At 76.0% G+C, this 19016-nt stretch carries 18 protein-coding genes and 1 pseudogene; 16 read left to right on the top strand and 3 right to left on the bottom strand.

Annotated features, from left to right (window positions below):
- A pseudogene (locus AC5FZL_RS08445) lies at positions 1–572 on the bottom strand (hypothetical protein); the annotation flags it as partial.
- Positions 565–1242 (bottom strand): response regulator transcription factor, encoded by a 678-nt coding sequence (locus AC5FZL_RS08440; RefSeq protein WP_493618129.1) that lies wholly within the window; start codon positions 1240–1242, stop codon positions 565–567. The pseudogene AC5FZL_RS08445 and the gene AC5FZL_RS08440, both read right to left, overlap by 8 nt.
- 96 nt (positions 1243–1338) lie before the next feature.
- On the opposite strand from AC5FZL_RS08440, the gene AC5FZL_RS08435 reads away from it, so the two are divergent.
- From AC5FZL_RS08435 to AC5FZL_RS08425, 3 genes are read left to right on the top strand one after another with little or no spacing between them, the layout of a single operon-like run.
- The gene (locus AC5FZL_RS08435) at positions 1339–2511 is read left to right on the top strand and encodes a LolA family protein (protein WP_493618128.1); all 1173 of its coding nucleotides are present in this window, start codon (positions 1339–1341) and stop codon (positions 2509–2511) included.
- A complete protein-coding gene (locus AC5FZL_RS08430) occupies positions 2508–3491 on the top strand; it encodes an ABC transporter ATP-binding protein (RefSeq protein ID WP_493618127.1) in 984 nt (327 codons plus the stop codon). The genes AC5FZL_RS08435 and AC5FZL_RS08430 overlap by 4 nt, the downstream gene beginning before the upstream one ends.
- On the top strand, positions 3478–4362 hold the full coding sequence (locus tag AC5FZL_RS08425; RefSeq protein WP_493618126.1) for an ABC transporter permease: 885 nt from the start codon (positions 3478–3480) through the stop codon (positions 4360–4362). The genes AC5FZL_RS08430 and AC5FZL_RS08425 overlap by 14 nt, the downstream gene beginning before the upstream one ends.
- Here AC5FZL_RS08425 and AC5FZL_RS08420 read toward each other — a convergent pair.
- Positions 4352–5782, bottom strand: a complete 1431-nt coding sequence (locus AC5FZL_RS08420; protein ID WP_493618125.1) for an aminotransferase-like domain-containing protein — start codon at positions 5780–5782, stop codon at positions 4352–4354. The genes AC5FZL_RS08425 and AC5FZL_RS08420 overlap by 11 nt on opposite strands.
- On the opposite strand from AC5FZL_RS08420, the gene AC5FZL_RS08415 reads away from it, so the two are divergent.
- The 13 genes from AC5FZL_RS08415 (at position 5781) to AC5FZL_RS08355 (ending at position 18787) form a co-directional block, all read left to right on the top strand.
- Complete coding sequence (locus AC5FZL_RS08415) at positions 5781–6749, top strand: DMT family transporter (protein WP_493618124.1); 969 nt, start codon at positions 5781–5783, stop codon at positions 6747–6749. The genes AC5FZL_RS08420 and AC5FZL_RS08415 overlap by 2 nt on opposite strands.
- Before the next feature lie 84 nt (positions 6750–6833).
- Positions 6834–7307, top strand: a complete 474-nt coding sequence (locus tag AC5FZL_RS08410) for a ribose-5-phosphate isomerase (RefSeq protein WP_493618123.1) — start codon at positions 6834–6836, stop codon at positions 7305–7307.
- A complete protein-coding gene (locus AC5FZL_RS08405; RefSeq protein WP_493618122.1) occupies positions 7304–8305 on the top strand; it encodes a 4-hydroxythreonine-4-phosphate dehydrogenase PdxA in 1002 nt (333 codons plus the stop codon). Before AC5FZL_RS08410 ends, AC5FZL_RS08405 begins: the two co-directional genes overlap by 4 nt.
- 203 nt (positions 8306–8508) lie before the next feature.
- Positions 8509–9489, top strand: a complete 981-nt coding sequence (locus AC5FZL_RS08400; protein ID WP_493618121.1) for a tripartite tricarboxylate transporter substrate binding protein — start codon at positions 8509–8511, stop codon at positions 9487–9489.
- Entirely contained in the window at positions 9489–10130 is a 642-nt protein-coding gene (locus AC5FZL_RS08395) for a tripartite tricarboxylate transporter TctB family protein (protein WP_493618120.1), read from the top strand. The genes AC5FZL_RS08400 and AC5FZL_RS08395 overlap by 1 nt, the downstream gene beginning before the upstream one ends.
- Before the next feature lie 11 nt (positions 10131–10141).
- A complete protein-coding gene (locus tag AC5FZL_RS08390) occupies positions 10142–11683 on the top strand; it encodes a tripartite tricarboxylate transporter permease (protein WP_493618119.1) in 1542 nt (513 codons plus the stop codon).
- Positions 11684–11790: 107 nt separating this feature from the next.
- Complete coding sequence (locus AC5FZL_RS08385) at positions 11791–12474, top strand: GntR family transcriptional regulator (protein ID WP_493618118.1); 684 nt, start codon at positions 11791–11793, stop codon at positions 12472–12474.
- Positions 12475–12514: 40 nt separating this feature from the next.
- On the top strand, positions 12515–13501 hold the full coding sequence (locus AC5FZL_RS08380) for a sugar phosphate isomerase/epimerase family protein (protein ID WP_493618117.1): 987 nt from the start codon (positions 12515–12517) through the stop codon (positions 13499–13501).
- On the top strand, positions 13498–15255 hold the full coding sequence (locus tag AC5FZL_RS08375; RefSeq protein WP_493618116.1) for a dihydroxyacetone kinase family protein: 1758 nt from the start codon (positions 13498–13500) through the stop codon (positions 15253–15255). The genes AC5FZL_RS08380 and AC5FZL_RS08375 overlap by 4 nt, the downstream gene beginning before the upstream one ends.
- Positions 15252–16034 carry a triose-phosphate isomerase gene (locus AC5FZL_RS08370; protein ID WP_493618115.1) on the top strand — a complete coding sequence of 261 codons (783 nt, stop codon included), beginning with the start codon at positions 15252–15254 and terminating at the stop codon, positions 16032–16034. The genes AC5FZL_RS08375 and AC5FZL_RS08370 overlap by 4 nt, the downstream gene beginning before the upstream one ends.
- Positions 16031–16465: a VOC family protein gene (locus tag AC5FZL_RS08365; protein ID WP_493618114.1), complete on the top strand. Its 435-nt coding sequence runs from the start codon at positions 16031–16033 to the stop codon at positions 16463–16465. Before AC5FZL_RS08370 ends, AC5FZL_RS08365 begins: the two co-directional genes overlap by 4 nt.
- Positions 16466–16470: 5 nt before the next feature.
- Complete coding sequence (locus tag AC5FZL_RS08360; protein ID WP_493618113.1) at positions 16471–17400, top strand: AEC family transporter; 930 nt, start codon at positions 16471–16473, stop codon at positions 17398–17400.
- Positions 17401–17431: 31 nt separating this feature from the next.
- Positions 17432–18787 carry a DNA polymerase IV gene (locus AC5FZL_RS08355; RefSeq protein WP_493618112.1) on the top strand — a complete coding sequence of 452 codons (1356 nt, stop codon included), beginning with the start codon at positions 17432–17434 and terminating at the stop codon, positions 18785–18787.
- Positions 18788–19016 lie beyond the last annotated feature (229 nt).

Genomic DNA, 19016 nt, shown 5'->3' with positions numbered 1-19016 from the left:
CAGGCGAGCAGCGCGACGGCGCCCAGCAGCAGGGGCACGGCGATCGCCGCCGCGGTCCGGAGCACCCCGGTGCTGCGCTCGACCTCGGCCACCGACGTCGCGACGAGGACGGTGCCCCCCGCGGCGCTGCCGGCCCCGGCGCGCAGCGGCAGGGCCAGCACCCGGAAGCCCTCGGCGGTGCCGAGCCGGGCGCCGTCGAGGGCTACCGGCTCCCCGGCGCGGGCGGTGCTCAGGTCCTCGCCGTCCACGAGGGGGGAGAGCCGGTCGCCGCCGGGGGAGGAGGCCAGCACCCGGCGCTGCGCGTCGAGGACCTGGACCACGGCGGCGCCGGTGACCGGCAGCGGGTCGGGCAGGGGCCCGGCGTCGGCGAGGGCGGCGACCTCGCGGGCGCGCTGGCCCGCCGCCTCGTCGAGGGAGGACAGGAGCGCGGTGCGCACGACGACGGGCACCGCCACCGCGGCGAGCACGAGGGCGAGCCCGAGGACGGCGGTGGCGGCCAGGGTCAGGCGCGCCCGGACGCTGACCGGTGCCCAGCGCCGCGTCCAACGGTGCGCCTGCTGCTGCTCAGCCACCGTCGGCGGCCAGCCGGTACCCCGCCCCGCGCACCGTGACGATCGCGTGCCGCCCGAAGGGCGCGTCGACCTTGCGGCGCAGGTAGCCGACGTAGACCTCGACGACGTTGAGGTCGCTGGCCCCCACCTCCTCCCACACGTGGTCGAGGATCTCGACCTTGGAGACGACCTCGTCGCGGCGGCGCAGGAGCAGCTCGAGCAGCGAGAACTCGCGGGCGGTGAGGTCGATCGGCGTCCCGGCGCGGGTGACCGTGCGCGCGGCGGGGTCGAGCAGCAGGTCCCCGGCGGCGAGCACGGCCGGGCGGGGGCGCGCCCCCCGCCGCAGCAGCGCCCGCAGCCGCGCGAGGAGCACCACGTAGGAGAACGGCTTGACGAGGTAGTCGTCAGCGCCGAGGTCGAGGCCGTCCGCCTGGTCGTGCTCGCCGTCCTTGGCCGACAGCAGCAGCACCGGCACCCAGTTGTCCTCGGCCCGCAGCGCCTGCACGACGCGGTAGCCGGACAGGCCCGGGAGCATGAGGTCGAGCACCACGGCGTCGTAGTCGTTCTCCGTCGCCATGGCCAGGCCCTGCGGGCCGGTGCGCGCGACGTCGACGGCGAACCCCTCGGCGCGCAGGCCCCGGGAGAGCGCGTCGACGAGCCGCGGCTCGTCGTCGACCACCAGCACCCGCACCCGGCACAGCCTGCCCTGCGGGCCCGCGGGCGAGAAGCAGGGCGCCCCGATCGGCTCTCAGCGCCGTCTCAGGTGGCGGGGAGCACAGTGGTCGCCATGCGCACCCGAACCCGCTGGACCGTCGCCGCCGCTGCCACCGCCGCCGTCGTGGGCGGTGCCCTCGTCGTCCCGGCCGTCGCCAGCGCCGACCCCGACCTCCCGCCGACCACCGCCGCCGACCTGCTGGCGGACCTCGCCACCGCCTCCGAGCGCCCCTTCTCCGGCACCGTCGTCCAGACCGTCGACCTGGGCCTGCCCGAGCTGCCGCAGGGCGCCGGTGCGTCCAGCGAGCTGATGAGCCTGCTCGCCGGCTCCACGACGCTGCGCCTGTGGTCCGACGGGCCCGAGCGCACCCGGGTGGCCGTCCTCGGCGCCCTGGCCGAGAGCGACCTCGTGCGCGACGGCGACGACGCGTGGCTGTGGCGCAGCGACCAGGACACCGCCCTGCACGCCGACCTGTCCGCGCTGCCGGAGCCGCCGGCGGGCGAGGAGGCCCCGCCGGTGGGAGCCGGGGCGACGTCCCCCGCCGACGCCGCGCGCGCGGCGCTCGACGCCCTCGACCCGAGCACGGAGGTCACCGTCGACGGCACGGCGACCGTCGCCGGCCGCGACGCCTACGAGCTGGTGCTCGAGCCCCGCTCCGACGACTCCCTCGTGGGGGAGGTGCGCCTGGCGGTGGACGCCGAGACCTCCTACCCGCTGCGCGCCCAGGTGACCGCCCGGGGCGCCTCCGAGCCGGCGTTCGAGAGCGGGTTCACCTCGATCTCGTTCACCGCGCCGGGTGACGAGGTCTTCGACTTCGCGCCCCCGGCGGGCACCGAGGTCGAGGAGGTCGACCCTGCGCAGCTGAGCGCGATGGGCGGCCACGACGCGCCTGCGGGCGCCATGTCGCACCCGGGCGCCGCGCCCGGCGAGGCGGCGTCCCCCACCGTGGTCGGCGAGGGCTGGACCTCCGTGCTCGTCCTGCGCGACGCGGCCGGAGCGCTCGACCCCTCGTTCGGCAGCCGCGACGGCAGCGCGAAGGGCGACGACGAGGACGAGGCGGCGTCCGAGCTGGCCGCGAGCCTGCTCGGCGGCTTCCAGGCGGTCGAGGGCGAGTACGGCTCCGGGCGGGCGTTCAGCACCGCGCTGCTGAGCGCGCTGGCCCTCGACGACGGTCGCGTGCTCGTCGGCGCGGTCCCGGTCGAGGTGCTCGAGCGGGCCGCGCTCGACCCGACCGCCGCTCCGTGAGCACGAGCCTCGCGGCGGCGCCGGGCACCGCCCGGGCCGCCGCGGGCACGGCTCTCGCGGTCGAGACGGCCGGCCTGACCAAGCGGTTCCGCGGCGGCCAGGTCGCCGTCGCTGACCTCGACCTCGCCGTCCCGGCGGGCGCCGTCTACGGCTTCCTCGGCCCCAACGGGTCGGGCAAGACCACGACCATCCGGATGCTGCTCGGGCTGGTGACCCCCACCGCCGGCACGGTGCACCTGCTGGGGCGGCCCGTGCCGGCCGAGCGGGCCGCGGTGCTGCCGCGGGTGGGCGCGCTGGTGGAGGGCCCGGCCTTCCACCCCTACCTCACGGGCGCGGAGAACCTGCGGCGCGCGGACGCCGCCGACCGCACCGTCGACGCGCGCACCTCCCGCGCCCGGATCGCCGCGGCCCTGGACCGCGTGGGGCTCGGCGCGGCGGCCGACAAGCGCTACCGCGTCTACTCCCTCGGCATGCGCCAGCGCCTCGGCCTGGCCATGGCGCTGCTGCGCCCGCGCGACCTGCTCGTGCTCGACGAGCCGACCAACGGGCTCGACCCGCAGGGCACCCGCGAGGTGCGGACGCTGGTCCGCGAGGTGGCGGCGGAGGGCACCACGGTCGTGGTCTCCACGCACCTGCTCGCCGAGGTCGAGCAGCTCGCCAGCCACGTGGGCGTCATGAGCGCCGGCCGCATGGTCGCCCAGGGCACGCTCGCGGAGGTCACCGCGGCCACGACCACCCGCGTGGAGGTCGAGTGCCGGGCCCCGCACGCCGCGGCCACCGTCCTCACCGGCGCCGGCCTGGCCGCGGTGGCCGTGACGCCCGGCGGCGCCAGCGCCGACCTCGGCGCCGCCGACCCCGAGCAGGTGCTCGCCGCCCTGGTGGCCGCCGGCGTCGGCGTCCGCCAGTTCGTCCTGCACCGCTCGACGCTGGAGGAGCTGTTCGTCGCGCTCACCGGGGAGGGCTTCGATGTCCGCGCGTGAGCTCGTCCGCGAGGCGCCCGCCGCGCCGCGGGGGCCGCTGGCCGTGCGCGACGCGCGGCTCCTCGGCTCGGAGCTGCGCCTGGTGCTGACCCGGCGCCGCAACCTCGTCATGCTCGCCGTGCTGGCGCTGGCCACCGTGGCGATCGGCGTGGCGATCGACCTGTCGAACCCCTCGCCCGGCGAGCTGGAGCCGGGGGAGGGCCCGCCGTTCCTCGCGAGCATCACCGAGAACGGCCTGTTCCTCGCCTTCACCGCGCTCGTCGCCTCGCTGCCGGTCTTCCTGCCCCTGGCCGTCTCCGTCGTCTCGGGGGAGGCGATCGCGGGCGAGGCGAGCACCGGCACGCTGCGCTACCTGCTCGTGACGCCGGTGGACCGCACCCGGCTGCTCGCCGTCAAGGTGGTCGCGACGGCCTTCTACGGCTTCGTGGCCGCGATGGTCGTCGTCGTCACCGGGGTCGTCGTCGGGGCGCTGCTCTTCCCCGTCGGCGACATCACGCTGCTCAGCGGCACGACCGTCAGCTACGGCCAGGGGCTGCTGCGCCTGCTCCTCGTGGCGCTCTACGTGACGGCGATGCTCGCCACGGTGGCGGCGCTGGGCCTGCTGGTCTCCACGCTCACCGAGGTGCCGGTCGCGGCGATGTCGGCCACGGCGATCGCCGTCGTGCTGGTGCAGATCCTCCAGGCCGTCCCGCAACTGGCGGCGATCCACCCCTGGCTGTTCACCAGCGCGTGGCTGTCCTTCGGCGACCTGCTGCGCGACCCCATGGCCTTCGACGCCGTCGTGCGCGGCCTCGCGCTGCAGGCGGGGTGGGTCGCCGTCCTGCTCGCCCTGGCGTGGGCGCGGCTGACGAGCAAGGACGTCACGAGCTGAGCCGTTCCGGCTCCAGCAGGGACGCCAGGACGCCGAGAGCCTCCGCGAAGCGCTCGGGTGGGGCGCCGGTGTAGTTCAGCCGCAGGTGCGGGGCCGGCGGCTCGGCGGGGAACCAGTCGTCGCCGGGCGCGACGAGCACGCCCGCCTCGCGGCTGCGGCGGACGAGGGCGGCGACGTCGGTGCGGTCGGGCAGGCGCAGCCAGAGGTTCAGGCCGCCGCGGGGCAGGTGCGGCAGCGACTCGGGGCCGAGGGCGGCGACCACCGCGCGGGCGAGCTCGTCGCGCCGCGCTCGCAGCGCCCCGCGCAGCCACCGCAGGTGCGTGCGCCAGCCCGGGTCGCTGAGGACGTCGAGGGCCGCCACCTGGAGCAGCCCGGAGACGTACAGGTCGTCCACCGTGCGGTCGGCCTGGAGGCGGACCAGGGCCGGGCCCCGGGCGAGGGCCGCCCCGACGCGCACCGACGGCGCGACGCTCTTGGTCAGGGAGCGCACGTGGACCACGTGCCCGTCGGGGTCCTCGCCGAAGAGTGGGATGACCTCGGCGTCGATGCCGAAGTCGTGCGCCCAGTCGTCCTCGACGAGGAAGGCGCCGCGGGCCCGCACCACGTCGAGCAGGGCCGTGCGCTCGGCCGCGGTCCACAGCGCGCCGGTCGGGTTGGCGAAGTGCGGCTGGGCGTAGAAGAGGCGGGCCCCGCTCGCGGCGAGGACGTCGTCGAGGTCCTGCGCCCGCGGCGCGCTCGCGGCGCGCGGGACCGGGACGATCCGCAGCCCGGCCTGGCGGGCCGCGGCCATCGCGCCCCAGTAGGTGGGGGACTCCATGACGATCGCGTCGCCGGGCGCGGCCAGGGCGCGGAAGGTCGAGGACAGGGCGCTCTGCCCGCCGGGCATGACGACGACGTCGTCCGGGTGGGCGGGAGCGGGGCTGCTCGGCGGCGCGGTGTCGGCGGCGAACCACGCGCGCAGGTCCGCCACCCCCGCGACGGGGGCGCGGTCGAGCCCCAGGGGGCTGCGCGCCGCGCGCGCCAGCGCCGCCCGCACGAGCCGTCCGGGCAGCAGCTCGGCCACCGGGTAGCCCGAGTGCAGGGCCACGGCGCCCGGAGGGGTGGCCGCCATCGCGGTCCCCACCGCGGCGGCGTCGGTGCGGGCGGGGCCGAGCGCGGTCGTCTGCCAGGCGTGGTCGGCCCGACGGCGCTCGTACCGGGGGGCGACGAAGGTGCCGGTGCCCGGGCGCGTCTCGACGAGGCCCTCGTCGACGAGCCGCTGCACGGCCCGCTGCACGGTGAGGGGGCTCGCGGCGTGCTCGGCCACGAGCACCCGGGTGGAGGGCAGCCGGGCGCCGGCGGGCAGCTCGGCGACGAGCGCGCGCAGGCGCCCCTCGACGCCGCGGACGCCGACCGCCCGGTCGCTGCTATCGTCGGTCATGACGAGCAACGATAGCGCTATCGTGACAGCGCCCCTCCCGTCATCGACGGTCGCGCCCTCCCGCGGTGTGGCGCTGGGGGCCGTGGGGGTCCTCGCGTTCTCCTTCACGCTCCCGCTGACGCGCGTCGCCGTCGCCGAGCTGGACCCGCTCGTCGTCGCCGCCGGCCGGGCCGTCGTGGCGGCGCTGCTCGCAGCGCTCGTGCTGGCCGCCACCCGCAGCGCTCCTCCGCGCGGGGTGCAGTGGGGACGCCTGGCCGTCGTGGCCCTCGGCGTCGTGGCCGGGTTCCCGCTGCTGACGTCGTTCGCCCTGCAGACGGCGCCCTCCGCGCACGGCGCCGTGGTGATCGGCCTCCTCCCGGCCGCGACGGCGGTCGCGGCCGTGGTCCGCACCGGCGAGCGTCCCGGACGCCGCTTCTGGGTCGCCGCGGCCGCCGGCGCGCTCGCCGTGCTCGTCTTCACCGCCGCGGGCGCGGGCGGCCTCGGCGGGGTGCACCCCAGCGACCTGCTCCTCGTCGGCGCCGTGGTGCTGGCCGCGGTCGGCTACGCCGAGGGCGGGCTGCTCGCCCGCGAGCTGGGCGCCTGGCAGACCATCTGCTGGGCCCTGCTCGTGGCGCTGCCGGTGATGGCGCCCCTGACGGCGATCGGCGCCGGCGGGGCGTGGCCGTCGGCGAGCCCGGCCACCTGGGCGGCGTTCGCCTACCTGGCCGCGGTGAGCATGTTCCTCGGCTTCTTCGCCTGGTACCGCGGGCTGGCCATCGGCCCGATGACGCGGGTCAGCCAGGTCCAGCTCGTCCAGCCGGTGCTCACCCTGCTCTGGTCCGCGGCGCTGCTGGGCGAGGCGCTGGGCGCCCCGGTCCTGCTCGGCGCGGTCGCCGTCATCGCCTGCGCGGCGACCGCGGTGCGCTCGCGGCCGGACGCTCGCGAGGGGACGCTGGCCCGAGGCTTGACAGTGCCGTCTTCTCGCTGAATCCTGTAGGAAATAGGAGCACGACGGCGTGCGAGGTGGTCTGGTCCCGTGCCGTGCTCCGCAGCGCGACACCAGAGGAGGACCATGAGCACCCAGCAGCCCCTGCGCATCGTCGTCGGCAGCGACGACGCCGGCAGCGAGTACAAGGCGGCCCTGGCCGCTGACCTGCAGCGCGACCCGCGGGTGGCGTCCGTGGTCGACGCCGGCGAGGGCGCCGACCACGGGGAGGCCTACCCGCACGTCGCCGTGCGCGCGGCGCGCCTCGTCGCCAGTGGCGAGGCCGACCGCGCGCTGCTGGTGTGCGGCACGGGGCTGGGTGTCGCCATCTCGGCCAACAAGGTGCCCGGTGTGCGAGCCGTCACGGCGCACGACAGCTTCTCGGTCGAGCGCTCCGTCCTCAGCAACGACGCCCAGGTCCTCTGCCTCGGGCAGCGCGTCATCGGCCTGGAGCTGGCCCGCCTGCTCGTGCGCCAGTGGCTCGACCACCGCTTCGACCCGACGTCCGCCTCCGCCGCCAAGGTCGAGGCCATCAGCTCCTACGAAGGGACGCCCGCATGAGCACCACCACCCGCCCGCGCATCGCCCTCACCCTCGGCGACCCCGCCGGCATCGGGCCCGAGCTCGCCGCCCGTCTGCTCGCGGAGCCGGCCAACCTCGAGCGCGCCGAGATCTACGTGCTCGCCGACCGCTCGGAGCTCGACGCCGCGGCGGCGGCAGCGGGGGTCCCCGTCCCGCCGCTGTCCGACGAGCCCCGTCCCGGCGCCGCGACGCTGCTCGACGACGGCTCGGCGCCGACGACGCCCATCCCGCCCCAGCAGGTCTCCAAGGAGGCCGGGGAGCGGGCGATGCACCAGCTGCGCCGTGCCGTCGCCCTGGCCAACGAGGGGCGCGTGGGCGCCATCGTCTTCACGCCGCTGAACAAGACCAGCCTGCACCTGGCCGGGATGCACAAGGAGGACGAGCTCCGCTGGTTCGCCGACGAGCTCGGGCACACCGGGACCACGTCCGAGATCAACATCATCGACGGCCTGTGGACCGCGCGCGTCACCAGCCACGTCGCCGTCAAGGACGTCGCAGCGAGGGTGACCGCGGAGGCCACCACGGCCGCCATCCAGCTCCTGCACGACCTCCTGCACGACTCCGGCATCGCCGCCCCGCGGATCGGCGTGTGCGCCCTGAACCCGCACAACGGGGAGAACGGCCTGTTCGGCCGGGAGGAGATCGACGAGATCGCCCCCGGCGTGGCCGAGGCGGTCTCCCGGGGCGTCGACGCCAAGGGGCCGTTCCCCTCCGACACGATCTTCCTGGCCCGCGACCGCTACGACGGGATCGTGACGATGTACCACGACCAGGGGCAGATCGCGATCAAGCTGCTGGGCTTCGACGGCGGCGTCACGGTCCAGGGGGGGCTGCCCGTCGTCATCGCCACCCCGGCCCACGGCACCGCCTTCGACATCGTCGGCCAGGGCATCGCCAGCGCCCGGTCGAGCCAGAACGCCCTCGACATCGCCATCGCCATCGCGGCCCGCCGCGCGGCGCAGCCGACCGGCGCCTGACCCCCTCGCGCGCGGCCGCCGCCCCGGTGGCCGCGCGCGGCTCGCCGGGCCTTGTCACTGGCCCCCTTCTGCCCTACGGTGTTCGTAGATCCCATAGGATCTAGGAACCACTCACTGAGCGCTGACGCTCCGCACGACCTGCGCACCGCCGCGCAGCCGCCCGTCCGGGCTGCTGACCCGACGTCTCACCGAGGAGACCCGCCGTGATCAGAACCTTCCGCGCTCCCGTCCTGCTGGCGACCACCGCGCTGGTGCTCGTCCCCCTGACCGGGTGCGCCGCCGACCAGGCGTCCGGCGCCGAGTCCGGGGGGGCGTTCACCCCCTCCGGCGACGCGACCATGATCGTGCCCTTCTCCGCCGGTGGCGGCAGCGATGCGTCGGGCCGGGCGATCGCCGCGGGCCTGGAGGCGGCCACGGACGTCAACGTCGTCGTGGAGAACCGCGAGGGCGGCTCCGGAGCCGTCGGGTACTCCTTCCTCCTCAGCCGCGAGGGAGATCCGGAGGTGCTCCTGGCCGCCGAGACGGCGCTGTCATCGATCCCCCTCACCCAGGACGTCGACTTCAGCCTCGAGTCGTTCACCCCCATCGCCAAGGTCGGCGAGGACGCCACGCTGATCGTCGTCCCGCCGGACTCCCCCTTCCAGACCTGCTCCGACGTCACCGAGGCCGCCGCGGCCGGCAGCGTCGTGGCCGCGGTCTCCGGCGCCGTGGCGCTCGACGAGGTGGTCTTCCGCCTCATCGAGGCCGACGCGGGCGTCACCTTCGACCGCGTCCCCTTCGAGTCCGGCGGCGAGGTGCTGACCGCCCTCCTGGGTGGCGAGGTGCAGGTGGCCTCCCTCAACCCCGGTGAGGTCGTCGGCCAGCTGGAGTCCGGTGACGTCCGCGCCCTGTGCGCGGTGGCCGAGGAGCGCTACTCCGACTACGAGGAGCTGGCCGACATCCCGACCGCCAAGGAGCAGGGCATCGACGTCGCCTTCTCCCAGTGGCGCGGCTTCATCGCCCCCGGCGGCATCTCGGACGAGGCGCGGCAGTACTGGATCGACGCCGCCGAGGCGTACACGAAGACCCCCGAGTACCAGCAGTACATCGCCGACAACTACATGCAGCCCATCACCGCCTTCGGCGACGAGCTCGACAGCTACCTGGCGGAGTACGACTCCCAGCTGGCCAAGGCGATCGGCTGATGAGCACCGAGGGGCTGGGCGCTGACGGCACGACGGGGAACCCCGTGCCGTCGCCCCCGACCGTGGGCGGCACCGTGATCCACGCGGTGCTCGTGGTCGTGGGCGTGGTCGCCGCCTCCGTCGCCTACGGCTACGGAGTCACGGTGCCCGAGCGGCACGACGAGGTGGGCGCGGGCTTCCTGCCCGTGCTGGCCGGCGTCCTGCTGGCGGTCTTCGCCGGCGCGGAGGTCGTCAAGGACGTCCGCGCCGCTCGGGCCCACCGGCTGGCGCACGCCTCCGCGTCGGGGGCGTCCGGCGTGCGGGCGAGCCTGCCGGTCGGGGCCGACCTGCTCGTGCAGGCGCCGGTGCAGGCGCTGCTGCACGAGCAGGAGGAGGTCGACATCTTCGGCCGCACCAGCGCCCAGCGCCGGAAGGTGCTGCTCGCCGTCAGCGGCCTGCTCCTCGCCGCCGTCCTGCTGGTCCCGGTCGTCGGCTTCCTCATCGCCTTCGGATTGATGCTCTTCGTCATCAGCTGGCGGGTGGAGCGGCGCCGCCTGCTGCCCGCCGTGATCACCACGGTCGTCGTGGTGGCGGTGACCCGCTTCATCTTCGTGAACTTCCTCAACGTGCCGCTGCCCTCCGGGCTGCTCCACATCCTGTAAGGAGGACGGACGTGCTCGACAACCTCGCCCTCGGCTTCGACGCCGCTCTGTCGCTGCAGAACCTCGGCTGGTGCTTCATCGGCGTCCTCCTCGGCACCGTCATCGGGCTGATGCCCGGCCTGGGCTCGACGACGGGTGTGGCGATCCTGCTGCCGCTGACCCTCGCGCTCGACCCGCTGAGCGCCCTGATCATGCTCGCGGGGATCTACTACGGCGCCCAGTACGGCGGCACCATCACGTCGGTGCTGATCTCCACCCCGGGAGAGCCGGCCAGCGTGGTGACCACCCTCGACGGCTACCAGATGGCGCGCAACGGCCGGGCCGGTGCGGCCCTGTCGATCGCCGCCATCGGCTCCTTCGTCGCGGCGGTCCTGTCGCTCGTGCTGCTCATGGCGCTGGCGCCGCCGTTCGCCTCGCTGGCCCTGAACTTCGGGCCGCCGGAGAACCTGGCACTGATGATCCTCGGCCTGGCCACGATCGTGAGCTTCTCCGGCGGCTCCCTGGTGCGCGGCCTCGCCATGGCCAGCCTCGGCCTCCTGCTGAGCACGGTCGGCATCGCCGTCGGCTCGTCCTCGGCGCGGTTCACCTTCGGCTCGGTCGACCTGCTCAGCGGCATCCCGTTCGTCGAGGTCATGATCGGGCTGTTCGCGGTCGGCGAGGTGCTCTACCAGATCCGGGTCGGCGCCGAGGCCCCCATCCGGACGAAGTTCCGGGACCTCCTCATCACGCGCACGGAGCTGCGTCGCAGCATCGCGCCGATCCTGCGCGGGAGCGGCCTCGGGTTCGCCTTGGGCGTGCTGCCCGGGTCGGGCTCGACGCTGGCGTCCTTCATCGCCTACGGCGTGGAGAAGCGGGTCAGCCCCCGCCGCGACGAGTTCGGCAAGGGCGCCATCGAGGGCGTCGCGTCACCGGAGAGCGCCAACAACGCCGCCGCGAACGCCAACTTCATCCCCACCCTCGCCCTGGGCATCCCCGGCGGTGCGACGACCGCGGTGCTGCTCGGCGCCTTCACCATCTACGGCCTCCAGCCGGGACCGCTGCTCTTCGACGAGCAGCCGCGCCTGGTGTGGGGCCTGCTGGTCTCGTTCTTCATCGGCAACGTGATGCTGCTGGTGCTCAACCTGCCGCTGGCGCCGGTGTTCGCCCAGATGCTGCGCATCCCCTACGGGTACCTCTACCCGATCATCCTGCTGACCAGCTGCGTGGGCGCCTTCTCCGTGAGCAACAACCTCTTCAGCGTCTGGGTGGTCCTGGCCGCCGGTGCCGCCGGCTACGTCATGAAGCTCTACGACCTGCCGCTGGCGCCGCTGGTGCTGGGCCTGGTCCTCGGCCCGCTGTTCGAGAAGGCCCTGATCCAGACCTCCGCGCTGGGCCTGGGCGACCTGACGATCATCTTCGACCGCCCGATCGCCGTCGTCGTGCTGCTGCTGGCGGTCCTCCTGGCGGTGGGCCCGCAGCTGTTCTCGGCCCTGCGGCGTCGTCGCGGACGCCAGAGCCAGACCCCTCGCGGGGACGAGCCCACGCGGCCGTCCACCCCGGCGGGTGTCGCATGAGCGGGGAGCCGGCCACCGGCGCAGCGCGGTTCGACGACCCCGCGGCCATCCCGTCGCCCGGAGGCCCTGTGGTCGCGTCGCCCACTGTGATCAAGGAGGGTGCGGTCATGCCCTCAGCGCCGGTGCAGCGTCGCGCTCTGCGCGACGAGGTCTACACGTCCGTCCTCGACCTGCTCCTGGGCGGGGCGCTGCGGCCGGGGCAGTCCATCGGCATCGACGCGCTGGCGCGCGACCTCGGCGTCTCGCCGACGCCCGTGCGCGAGGCCATGGTGCAGCTCGAGCACACCGGCCTGGTGACCCGGGCCGCCCTCAAGGGCTACCGCGTCGCGCCCCCGCTGTCACCGGCGGCCATGGACGAGCTGATGGTGGCCCGCACCGTCGTCGAGGTGGCGGCCGCGGAGGGCGCGGCCCGGGACGTCGAGTCCCTGCTGCCCTCGCTGCGGGAGGCGCACGCCGCGCACACCGCAGCGGTGCGGGCGCTGGAGGACGCCGGCGGGGCGGATGCGCCGCTCCCGCTCCTGCGGGCGTACTTCGACGCCGACTGGGGCTTCCACCTCACGGTCATCCGTCACTCGGGCAACCGCTACTTCCTGCAGATGGCCGAGCAGCTGGGAGCGCACGTGCACCGGCTGCGGCAGACCGTGGGCCACGGCCTCTACGACGCGCAGGTCGCCCACGCCGAGCACACCCGGGTCCTCGAGGCCTTCGCCTCCGCCGACCCCACCAGCGGAGCGGCGCAGATGCGCCGCCACCTGGACGCCGTGCACGCCCGCGCCGTCGCTGACAGCTGAGCGTCCCCGGCCGACCCCCCCACGACACCCCGGAGCACCCATGACCACCGTGATCCCCGGCTCCGCCGCGTCCGCGCGGCCGGCGCCCAGCGCGCAGGACTGGCCGATCGGCGCCGCCCTGCTGCAGTTCCCGGGCCTCCAGCCCGACGGCACGCGCACCTCCGACGCACCCGTCGAGGTGTGGCGCCGGGTGCTGCGCGAGGTCCGCGCCGCCGGGTTCGACCACGTCGACCTCACCGACTCGTGGGTCTCCCCGGGATCGCTGGGCCCCGACCGGCTCGCCGAGCTGGGCGCGCTGCTCGCCGAGGAGCGCCTCGGCGTGAGCGCGGTGTCGCTGACCCGCCGCAGCGTGATCGACGCGGACCCTGCCACGGCCGAGGACAACCTCGAGCACACGCTGCGCTCCGTCGACGCCGCTGCGGACCTGGGCGTCGGCGTCCTGTGCGTCGGCCTGCACCAGCCGCTCACGCCGGCGCAGCAGGCGGCCCACTGGTTCTGGCTGGCCCCGGGATCCGCCGACCCGCTGCACGACGACCGGGTGCGGGCCCTGCTCGTCGAGCGCCTCCAGCTGGTGGGCCGGCGCGCCGCCGAGCGCGGGGTGGAGATCTCCCTCGAGATGTACGAGGACACCTTCCTCGGCACGGCGGCCTCGGCGGTCGAGCTGGTCCGCGACATCGGCCTGCCGAACGTCGGGCTCAACCCCGACATCGGCAACCTCGTGCGGCTGCACCGTCCCGTGGAGCACTGGGCCGACATCCTGGCCGCGACCCTCCCGCACACCAACTACTGGCACGTGAAGAGCTACTTCCGCGACGAGGACCCGGCCACCGGCACGTACGCCACCTCGCCGGCACCGATGGAGATCGGTGTCATCGACTACCGGCGCGCCATCGAGATGGCCCTGGACGCCGGCTTCTCCGGCCCGATCTGCGTCGAGCACTACGGCGGCGACGGCCTGTCGGTCGCGGCGCTCAACCGGGACTACCTCCGGCGCATCCTCGCGGTGAAGCTGGAGGCCCGCGCATGACGCACCTCGTCAACGACCCCGCGGCGTTCGCCGACGAGGCCCTCGCGGGGTTCGCGGCAGCCCACCCCGACCACGTGCGCCTCGTCCCCGGCGGCGTGGTGCGGGCCCAGCCGCTCCCTCCCGGCCGCGTCGCCCTCGTCCTCGGCGGCGGCAGCGGCCACCACCCGGCCTTCGCCGGGTGGGTCGGCGCCGGGCTGGCGGCGGGCGCTGCCTGCGGAGGGACCTTCGCCTCCCCCTCGGCCTCGCAGGTGCGCTCGGTCGCCCTGGCCGCCTCGGCCGGCGGCGGGATCCTCCTCGGGTACGGCAACTACGCCGGTGACGTCCTGCACTTCGGGCTCGCGGCGGAGCGGCTGCGCGCCGAGGGCCACGACGTGCGCGAGCTCGCCGTCACCGACGACATCGCCTCCGCCGGGCCCGACGAGGCGGGGCGGCGCCGCGGCATCGCCGGCGACCTCGTGGTGCTGAAGATCGCTGGTGCGGCCGCGGAGGCGGGCCTGGACCTCGACGGCGTGGAGAGGGTCGGCCGGGCCGCCCGCGCGGTCACCCGCACCCTCGGGGTCGCCCTGTCCGGGTGCACCCTGCCGGGCGCCGACCGCCCGCTCTTCTCCCTGCCCGCGGGCAAGGTCGGCGTCGGCATGGGCATCCACGGGGAGCCGGGCATCGGCGAGACCGACCTCGCCACGGCCGACGAGGTCGCCGACCTGCTCCTGGCGGGCGTGCTCGCCGAGGAGCCGGAGCGGGGGAGCGGCGGCACCGGCTACCGGGGACGGGTCGCCGTCCTCGTCAACGGCCTCGGCTCGACCACGGCCGAAGAGCTGTTCGTGCTGCACCGGCGGATCGCCGACGGCCTGGCGCGACGCGGTCTGGTGGCCGTGCGCCCCGAGGTCGGGCAGCACGTCTCCAGCCTGGACATGGCCGGCGCGTCCCTGACCCTGGCGTTCCTCGACGACGAGCTCGAGGGCTACTGGCTCGCCGCCTGCGACGCCCCGGAGCTGCGTCGCTCCACCGGCACGGCGCCCATGGGGCCGGCCGCCGTCGCCGCGGTCGTCAGCGCCGTCGACGACGAGCCGCTGCCGCCCTGCTCCCCGGAGTCCGCAGGGGCCGCCGTGCACGCGGCGGCGGCTCTCGACGTCGTCCGCGACACCGTGCTGGAGCACGCCGACCACCTCGGGGACGTCGACGCCGTGGCCGGCGACGGCGACCACGGGATCGGCATGTCGCGCGGCGCCACCGCCGCGGCCGCCAGCGCTGCGGCCTCCGCGACCGCCGGCGCCGGCGCCGGCTCGCTCCTGGTCCGCGCCGGGGACGCCTGGTCGGAGCGCGGTGGCGGCACCTCCGGGGCCCTGTGGGGCGTGGCGCTCACGGCCCTCGGCGGGGCGCTCGGCGACGAGGGCGCGCCCTCCGGCGCCGACGTCGTGCGCGGCGTGCGCGCGGCGCTCGACGCCATCGTGCGCCTGGGCGGCGCCCGACCGGGGGACAAGACCATGGTCGACGCGATCGACCCGTTCGTGCGCGCGCTCGAGGACGCCCACGGGCGGGGGCTGCCGCTGGCCCCGGCCTGGGCGCAAGCCGCTGAGGTGGCGACCGCTGCGGCGGAGGCGACCGGCACGATCACCGCGAGGCGCGGGCGCGCCCGCACGCACGGCGACCGCAGCCTAGGCACGCCCGACGCGGGTGCCCTGTCCTTCGCGCTCATCGTCACCGCGCTCGGGCGGACGCTGGCCGGGCGCGCGAGCGCGCCGGTGGGCCGGTGAGCGCTCCCGGCGCCGCGGCGCCGGCCACCCGCACCCGCTGGGTCGGCACGAGCTGGAAGATGACCAAGACCCGCTCCGAGGGCGTCGCCTGGGCGCGGGCCCTCGTCGAGGCATCCCGCACGCGCACCTGGGACGGCGTCCAGCCGTTCGTGGTGCCGCCCGCGACGGCGATCGCCGATGTGAGCGCCGAGCTGGCCGCCGGTCCGGGCACGCGGCACGTGCTCGTCGGGGCGCAGGACGCGCACTGGGAGGACGCAGGGGCCTGGACCGGGGAGCTGTCGGTGCCGCAGGTGGCCGACGCCGGGGCGGGGCTCGTGGAGATCGGCCACTCGGAGCGGCGCGAGCACTTCGCCGAGACGGACGAGCGCGTGGGCCTCAAGGTCCGCGCCGCCCTGCGCCACGGACTGGTGCCGCTGGTGTGCGTCGGTGAGACCGCCGACCTGCGCGGCGCCGGGCGCTCCGAGCAGCACGTGCTCGGCCAGGTCCGCGCCGCTCTCGAGGGCGTGGACGACGCCTCCCGCGTGGTCATCGCCTACGAGCCGGTGTGGGCGATCGGCGAGCACGGCCGCGAGGCGCGGCCCGAGGAGATCGCCGGTGTCGTCGCCGCGGTCGCGGACGAGGTCGGGCGCCGCGTCGCCGCCGTGCTGTACGGCGGGTCGGTGACCGTGGCCGGGGCGCCCGAGCTGCTGGCGGTGCCCGGCGTCGACGGGCTCTTCGTCGGTCGCACCGCCTGGGACGTGCGCGGCTTCATCGCCCTGCTCGACCTGGCCGGGGCGTGAGCGCGACCCCGCTCGGCCAGCACCTCGGTCTCGTGGGGCTCGACCACGTCGGCATCGCCGTCCACGACGCCGACGCGGCGCTGGAGTACTACCGGGACGTCCTCGGCCTCCCGGTGGTGGCCGACGAGGTCGCCGACGAGCCGGGGTCGCGCCTGGTCTACCTCGACGCCGGTGCGGCGGCCGTGCAGCTGGTGCAGCCCGTCCGCCCGAACGCGGTCTCCGCCTTCCTCGAGCAGCACGGTGAGGGGCTCCACCACGTGTGCTTCGAGGTGGGCGACGTCGACGCCGCGCTGTCCGCGCTCGAGCAGCCGGGGCCGGTCTTCGCCGGTGGCCGCGGACGGCGGGCGTGCTTCCTCACCGGCGCGCCCGCCGGCGTCGCCGTCGAGCTGGTCGACCGCAGGCCGCCGGCGCCCGGACGCGCCCGGGGCTGACCGGCGTGGAGGGAGTGCTCGAGGGCTTCGCCGTCATCGCCGTCGCGGTGGCCGCCGGTGCCCTGCTGGCCCACCTCGGGGTCGTCGACGAGGCCGGACAGCGCGTGCTGTCACGGGTGGTGTTCTTCGTGGCGAACCCCGCGCTGCTGGTCGTGGTCCTGGCCGACGCCGACACCTCGGCGCTGCTGACCGGCGCCACGACGGCGATCGTGGCCAGCGCCGCGGTGACCGGCGGGATCTACCTGCTCTTCGCCCGCCTGGTGCTCCGCCACGGCGCGGCCCGGGGGACCGTGGGGCTGCTCGCGACGGTGTACATGAACGCGGGCAACCTCGGGCTGCCGATCGCCGTCTACGCCCTGGGCTCGGCCGCGGCGATCACCCCCGTCCTGCTGCTGCAGATGGTCGTGCTGCAGCCGCTGGCCCTCGCGGTGCTCGACGCCTCGTCGGAGGCCCGCACCCCGTCCCTGCGGCGGGCCCTGGTCACCCCGCTGCGCAACCCGGTGACCCTCGGGGCGCTGCTCGGCGTGCTCCTGGGGGTCAGCGGTCTCCAGCTCCCGGACCTCGTCAGAGCCCCGGTGGACCTGCTGGCGGGCATGGCGGTGCCCGCGATGCTGCTCGCGTTCGGCGTCTCGCTGAGGCTCGGCCCGGCGCCGGGGCGAGGAGCGTCCACCGGGGAGCTGCTGCTGATCACCGTCCTCAAGGCGGTCGTGCAGCCCCTCGTGGCCCTGGTCGTCGCCCGCTGCGTGCTCCACCTGGCCGACGCGGAGGTGCTCACCGCGACGATCATCGCGGCCCTCCCCTCGGCGCAGAACGTCTTCGTCATCGCCTCCCGGTACCCGGACGACCGCGCGCTGATCACGGCCCGCGACGCGATCACCACGACGACCGCGGTGGCGGGGCCCGTCGTGCTGGGTGCTGCTGCCCTGCTCGCGTGACCCCGTCCGAGGTCGTGCCTACCGTGGAGGTGTGCCGCGCGCGATCCTCCACCTCGACCTGGACGCGTTCTTCGCGGCCGTCGAGCAGCGCGACAAGCCCTCGCTGCGGGGCAAGCCGGTCGTCGTCGGCGGCACCGGACGGCGCGGGGTGGTGGCCACCGCCTCCTACGAGGCCCGCGCGTTCGGGGTCGGGTCGGCGATGGCGACGGCCGAGGCGCGGCGCCGGTGCCCCAACGCGGCCTACCTCTCCCCCCGCGGGGCGGCGTACCGCGCGGCGTCCGCCACGGTGATGGCGCTGCTGCACGACCTGTCCCCGGCGGTCGAGCCGCTCTCGCTCGACGAGGCCTACGTCGACCTCACCGAGGCCCACCCCGACCTCGACGACGCGGCCGCCACCGCGCTCGCCGAGCGGTTCCGCGCCGCCGTGCGCGAGGCCACGGGGCTGACCGCCTCCGTCGGCCTGGGCACGAGCAAGCTCGTCGCGAAGATCGGCTCGGACCTCAACAAGCCCGACGGCCTCACGGTCGTGCCCGCGGGGCAGGAGGCCGCGGTGCTGGCCCCGCTGCCGGTGCGGCGCCTGCCCGGCGTCGGGTCCGTCACCGGTCAGCGCCTGGCCGGCCTGGGCGTGACGACGATCGGCGACCTCGCGGTCCTCGACGTCCGCGAGCTCGTGAGCGTGCTGGGGCGCGCGCACGGCAGCGCCCTGCACGCCTTCGCCCGCGGGGAGGACCGGCGTCCGGTGGTCTCCGAGCGCGAGGCGAAGTCGGTCTCGGCCGAGGAGACGTTCGCCACCGACCTCACCGACCGCCGGCTGCTCGCCGACCAGGCGCGCCGCCAGGCCGAGCGGGTGGCGGGCCGCCTCGCCGCGAGCGGCCTCTCCGGGCGCACGGTGACGATCAAGGTGCGCCGCTACGACTTCTCCACCCTCGGCCGCTCCACCACGCTGCCCTCGCCCAGCGACAGCGCGCGCGAGATCAGCGCGGCGGCGCTGGGCCTGCTCGCGCAGGTGGACGTCGCCGACGGGGTGCGGCTGCTCGGCGTCGGCGTCACCGGGCTGACCGAGCACGTCCAGCAGGACCTCCTCGCCGAGCTGGAGCCGGTCGAGGAGACCGCCGCGCCGGACGACGACGACGTGGACGAGCCCACCGCTGCCGCGGTCGCCGCGCCGTCGGGGGAGCGGACCTGGTCGCCGGGGCAGGACGTCCACCACGCCGAGCGCGGCGCGGGGTGGGTGCAGGGCAGCGGCGTGGGCCGGGTGACCGTGCGCTTCGAGGGGCCCGGCACCGGCGTCGGCCCGGTGCGCACCTTCCGGGTGGACGACGAGGACCTCACCCCCGCCGACCCGCCGGTGTGGCCGCCCGAGCAGGGGCCGTCCGGGGGCGGATGAGCCCCGCCGCCCCCGCATGATCGCCGCGTCTGGCATGATGGAGGTGCGCGGCAGCGCTCCGCCACCGGCGGGGCCGCCGACACCACTGCACCGCCTCCCGCGCCGCGCCGGCCTGAAGAGCCCGCCGGGAGTCGCAGCCCACCGCACGCGCGGTGCTGGCGACGAGCACCTGAGAGACCCCCCCTTGTCTGAGCACACCCCTGCCCGCACGTCCTCCGGCTCCGCGCCG

It is taken from the genome of Quadrisphaera sp. DVD1, assembly GCF_058932755.1.
The sequence above is the reverse complement of the archived record's forward strand: the minus strand, read 5'-3'. Positions and strand labels throughout refer to the sequence as shown.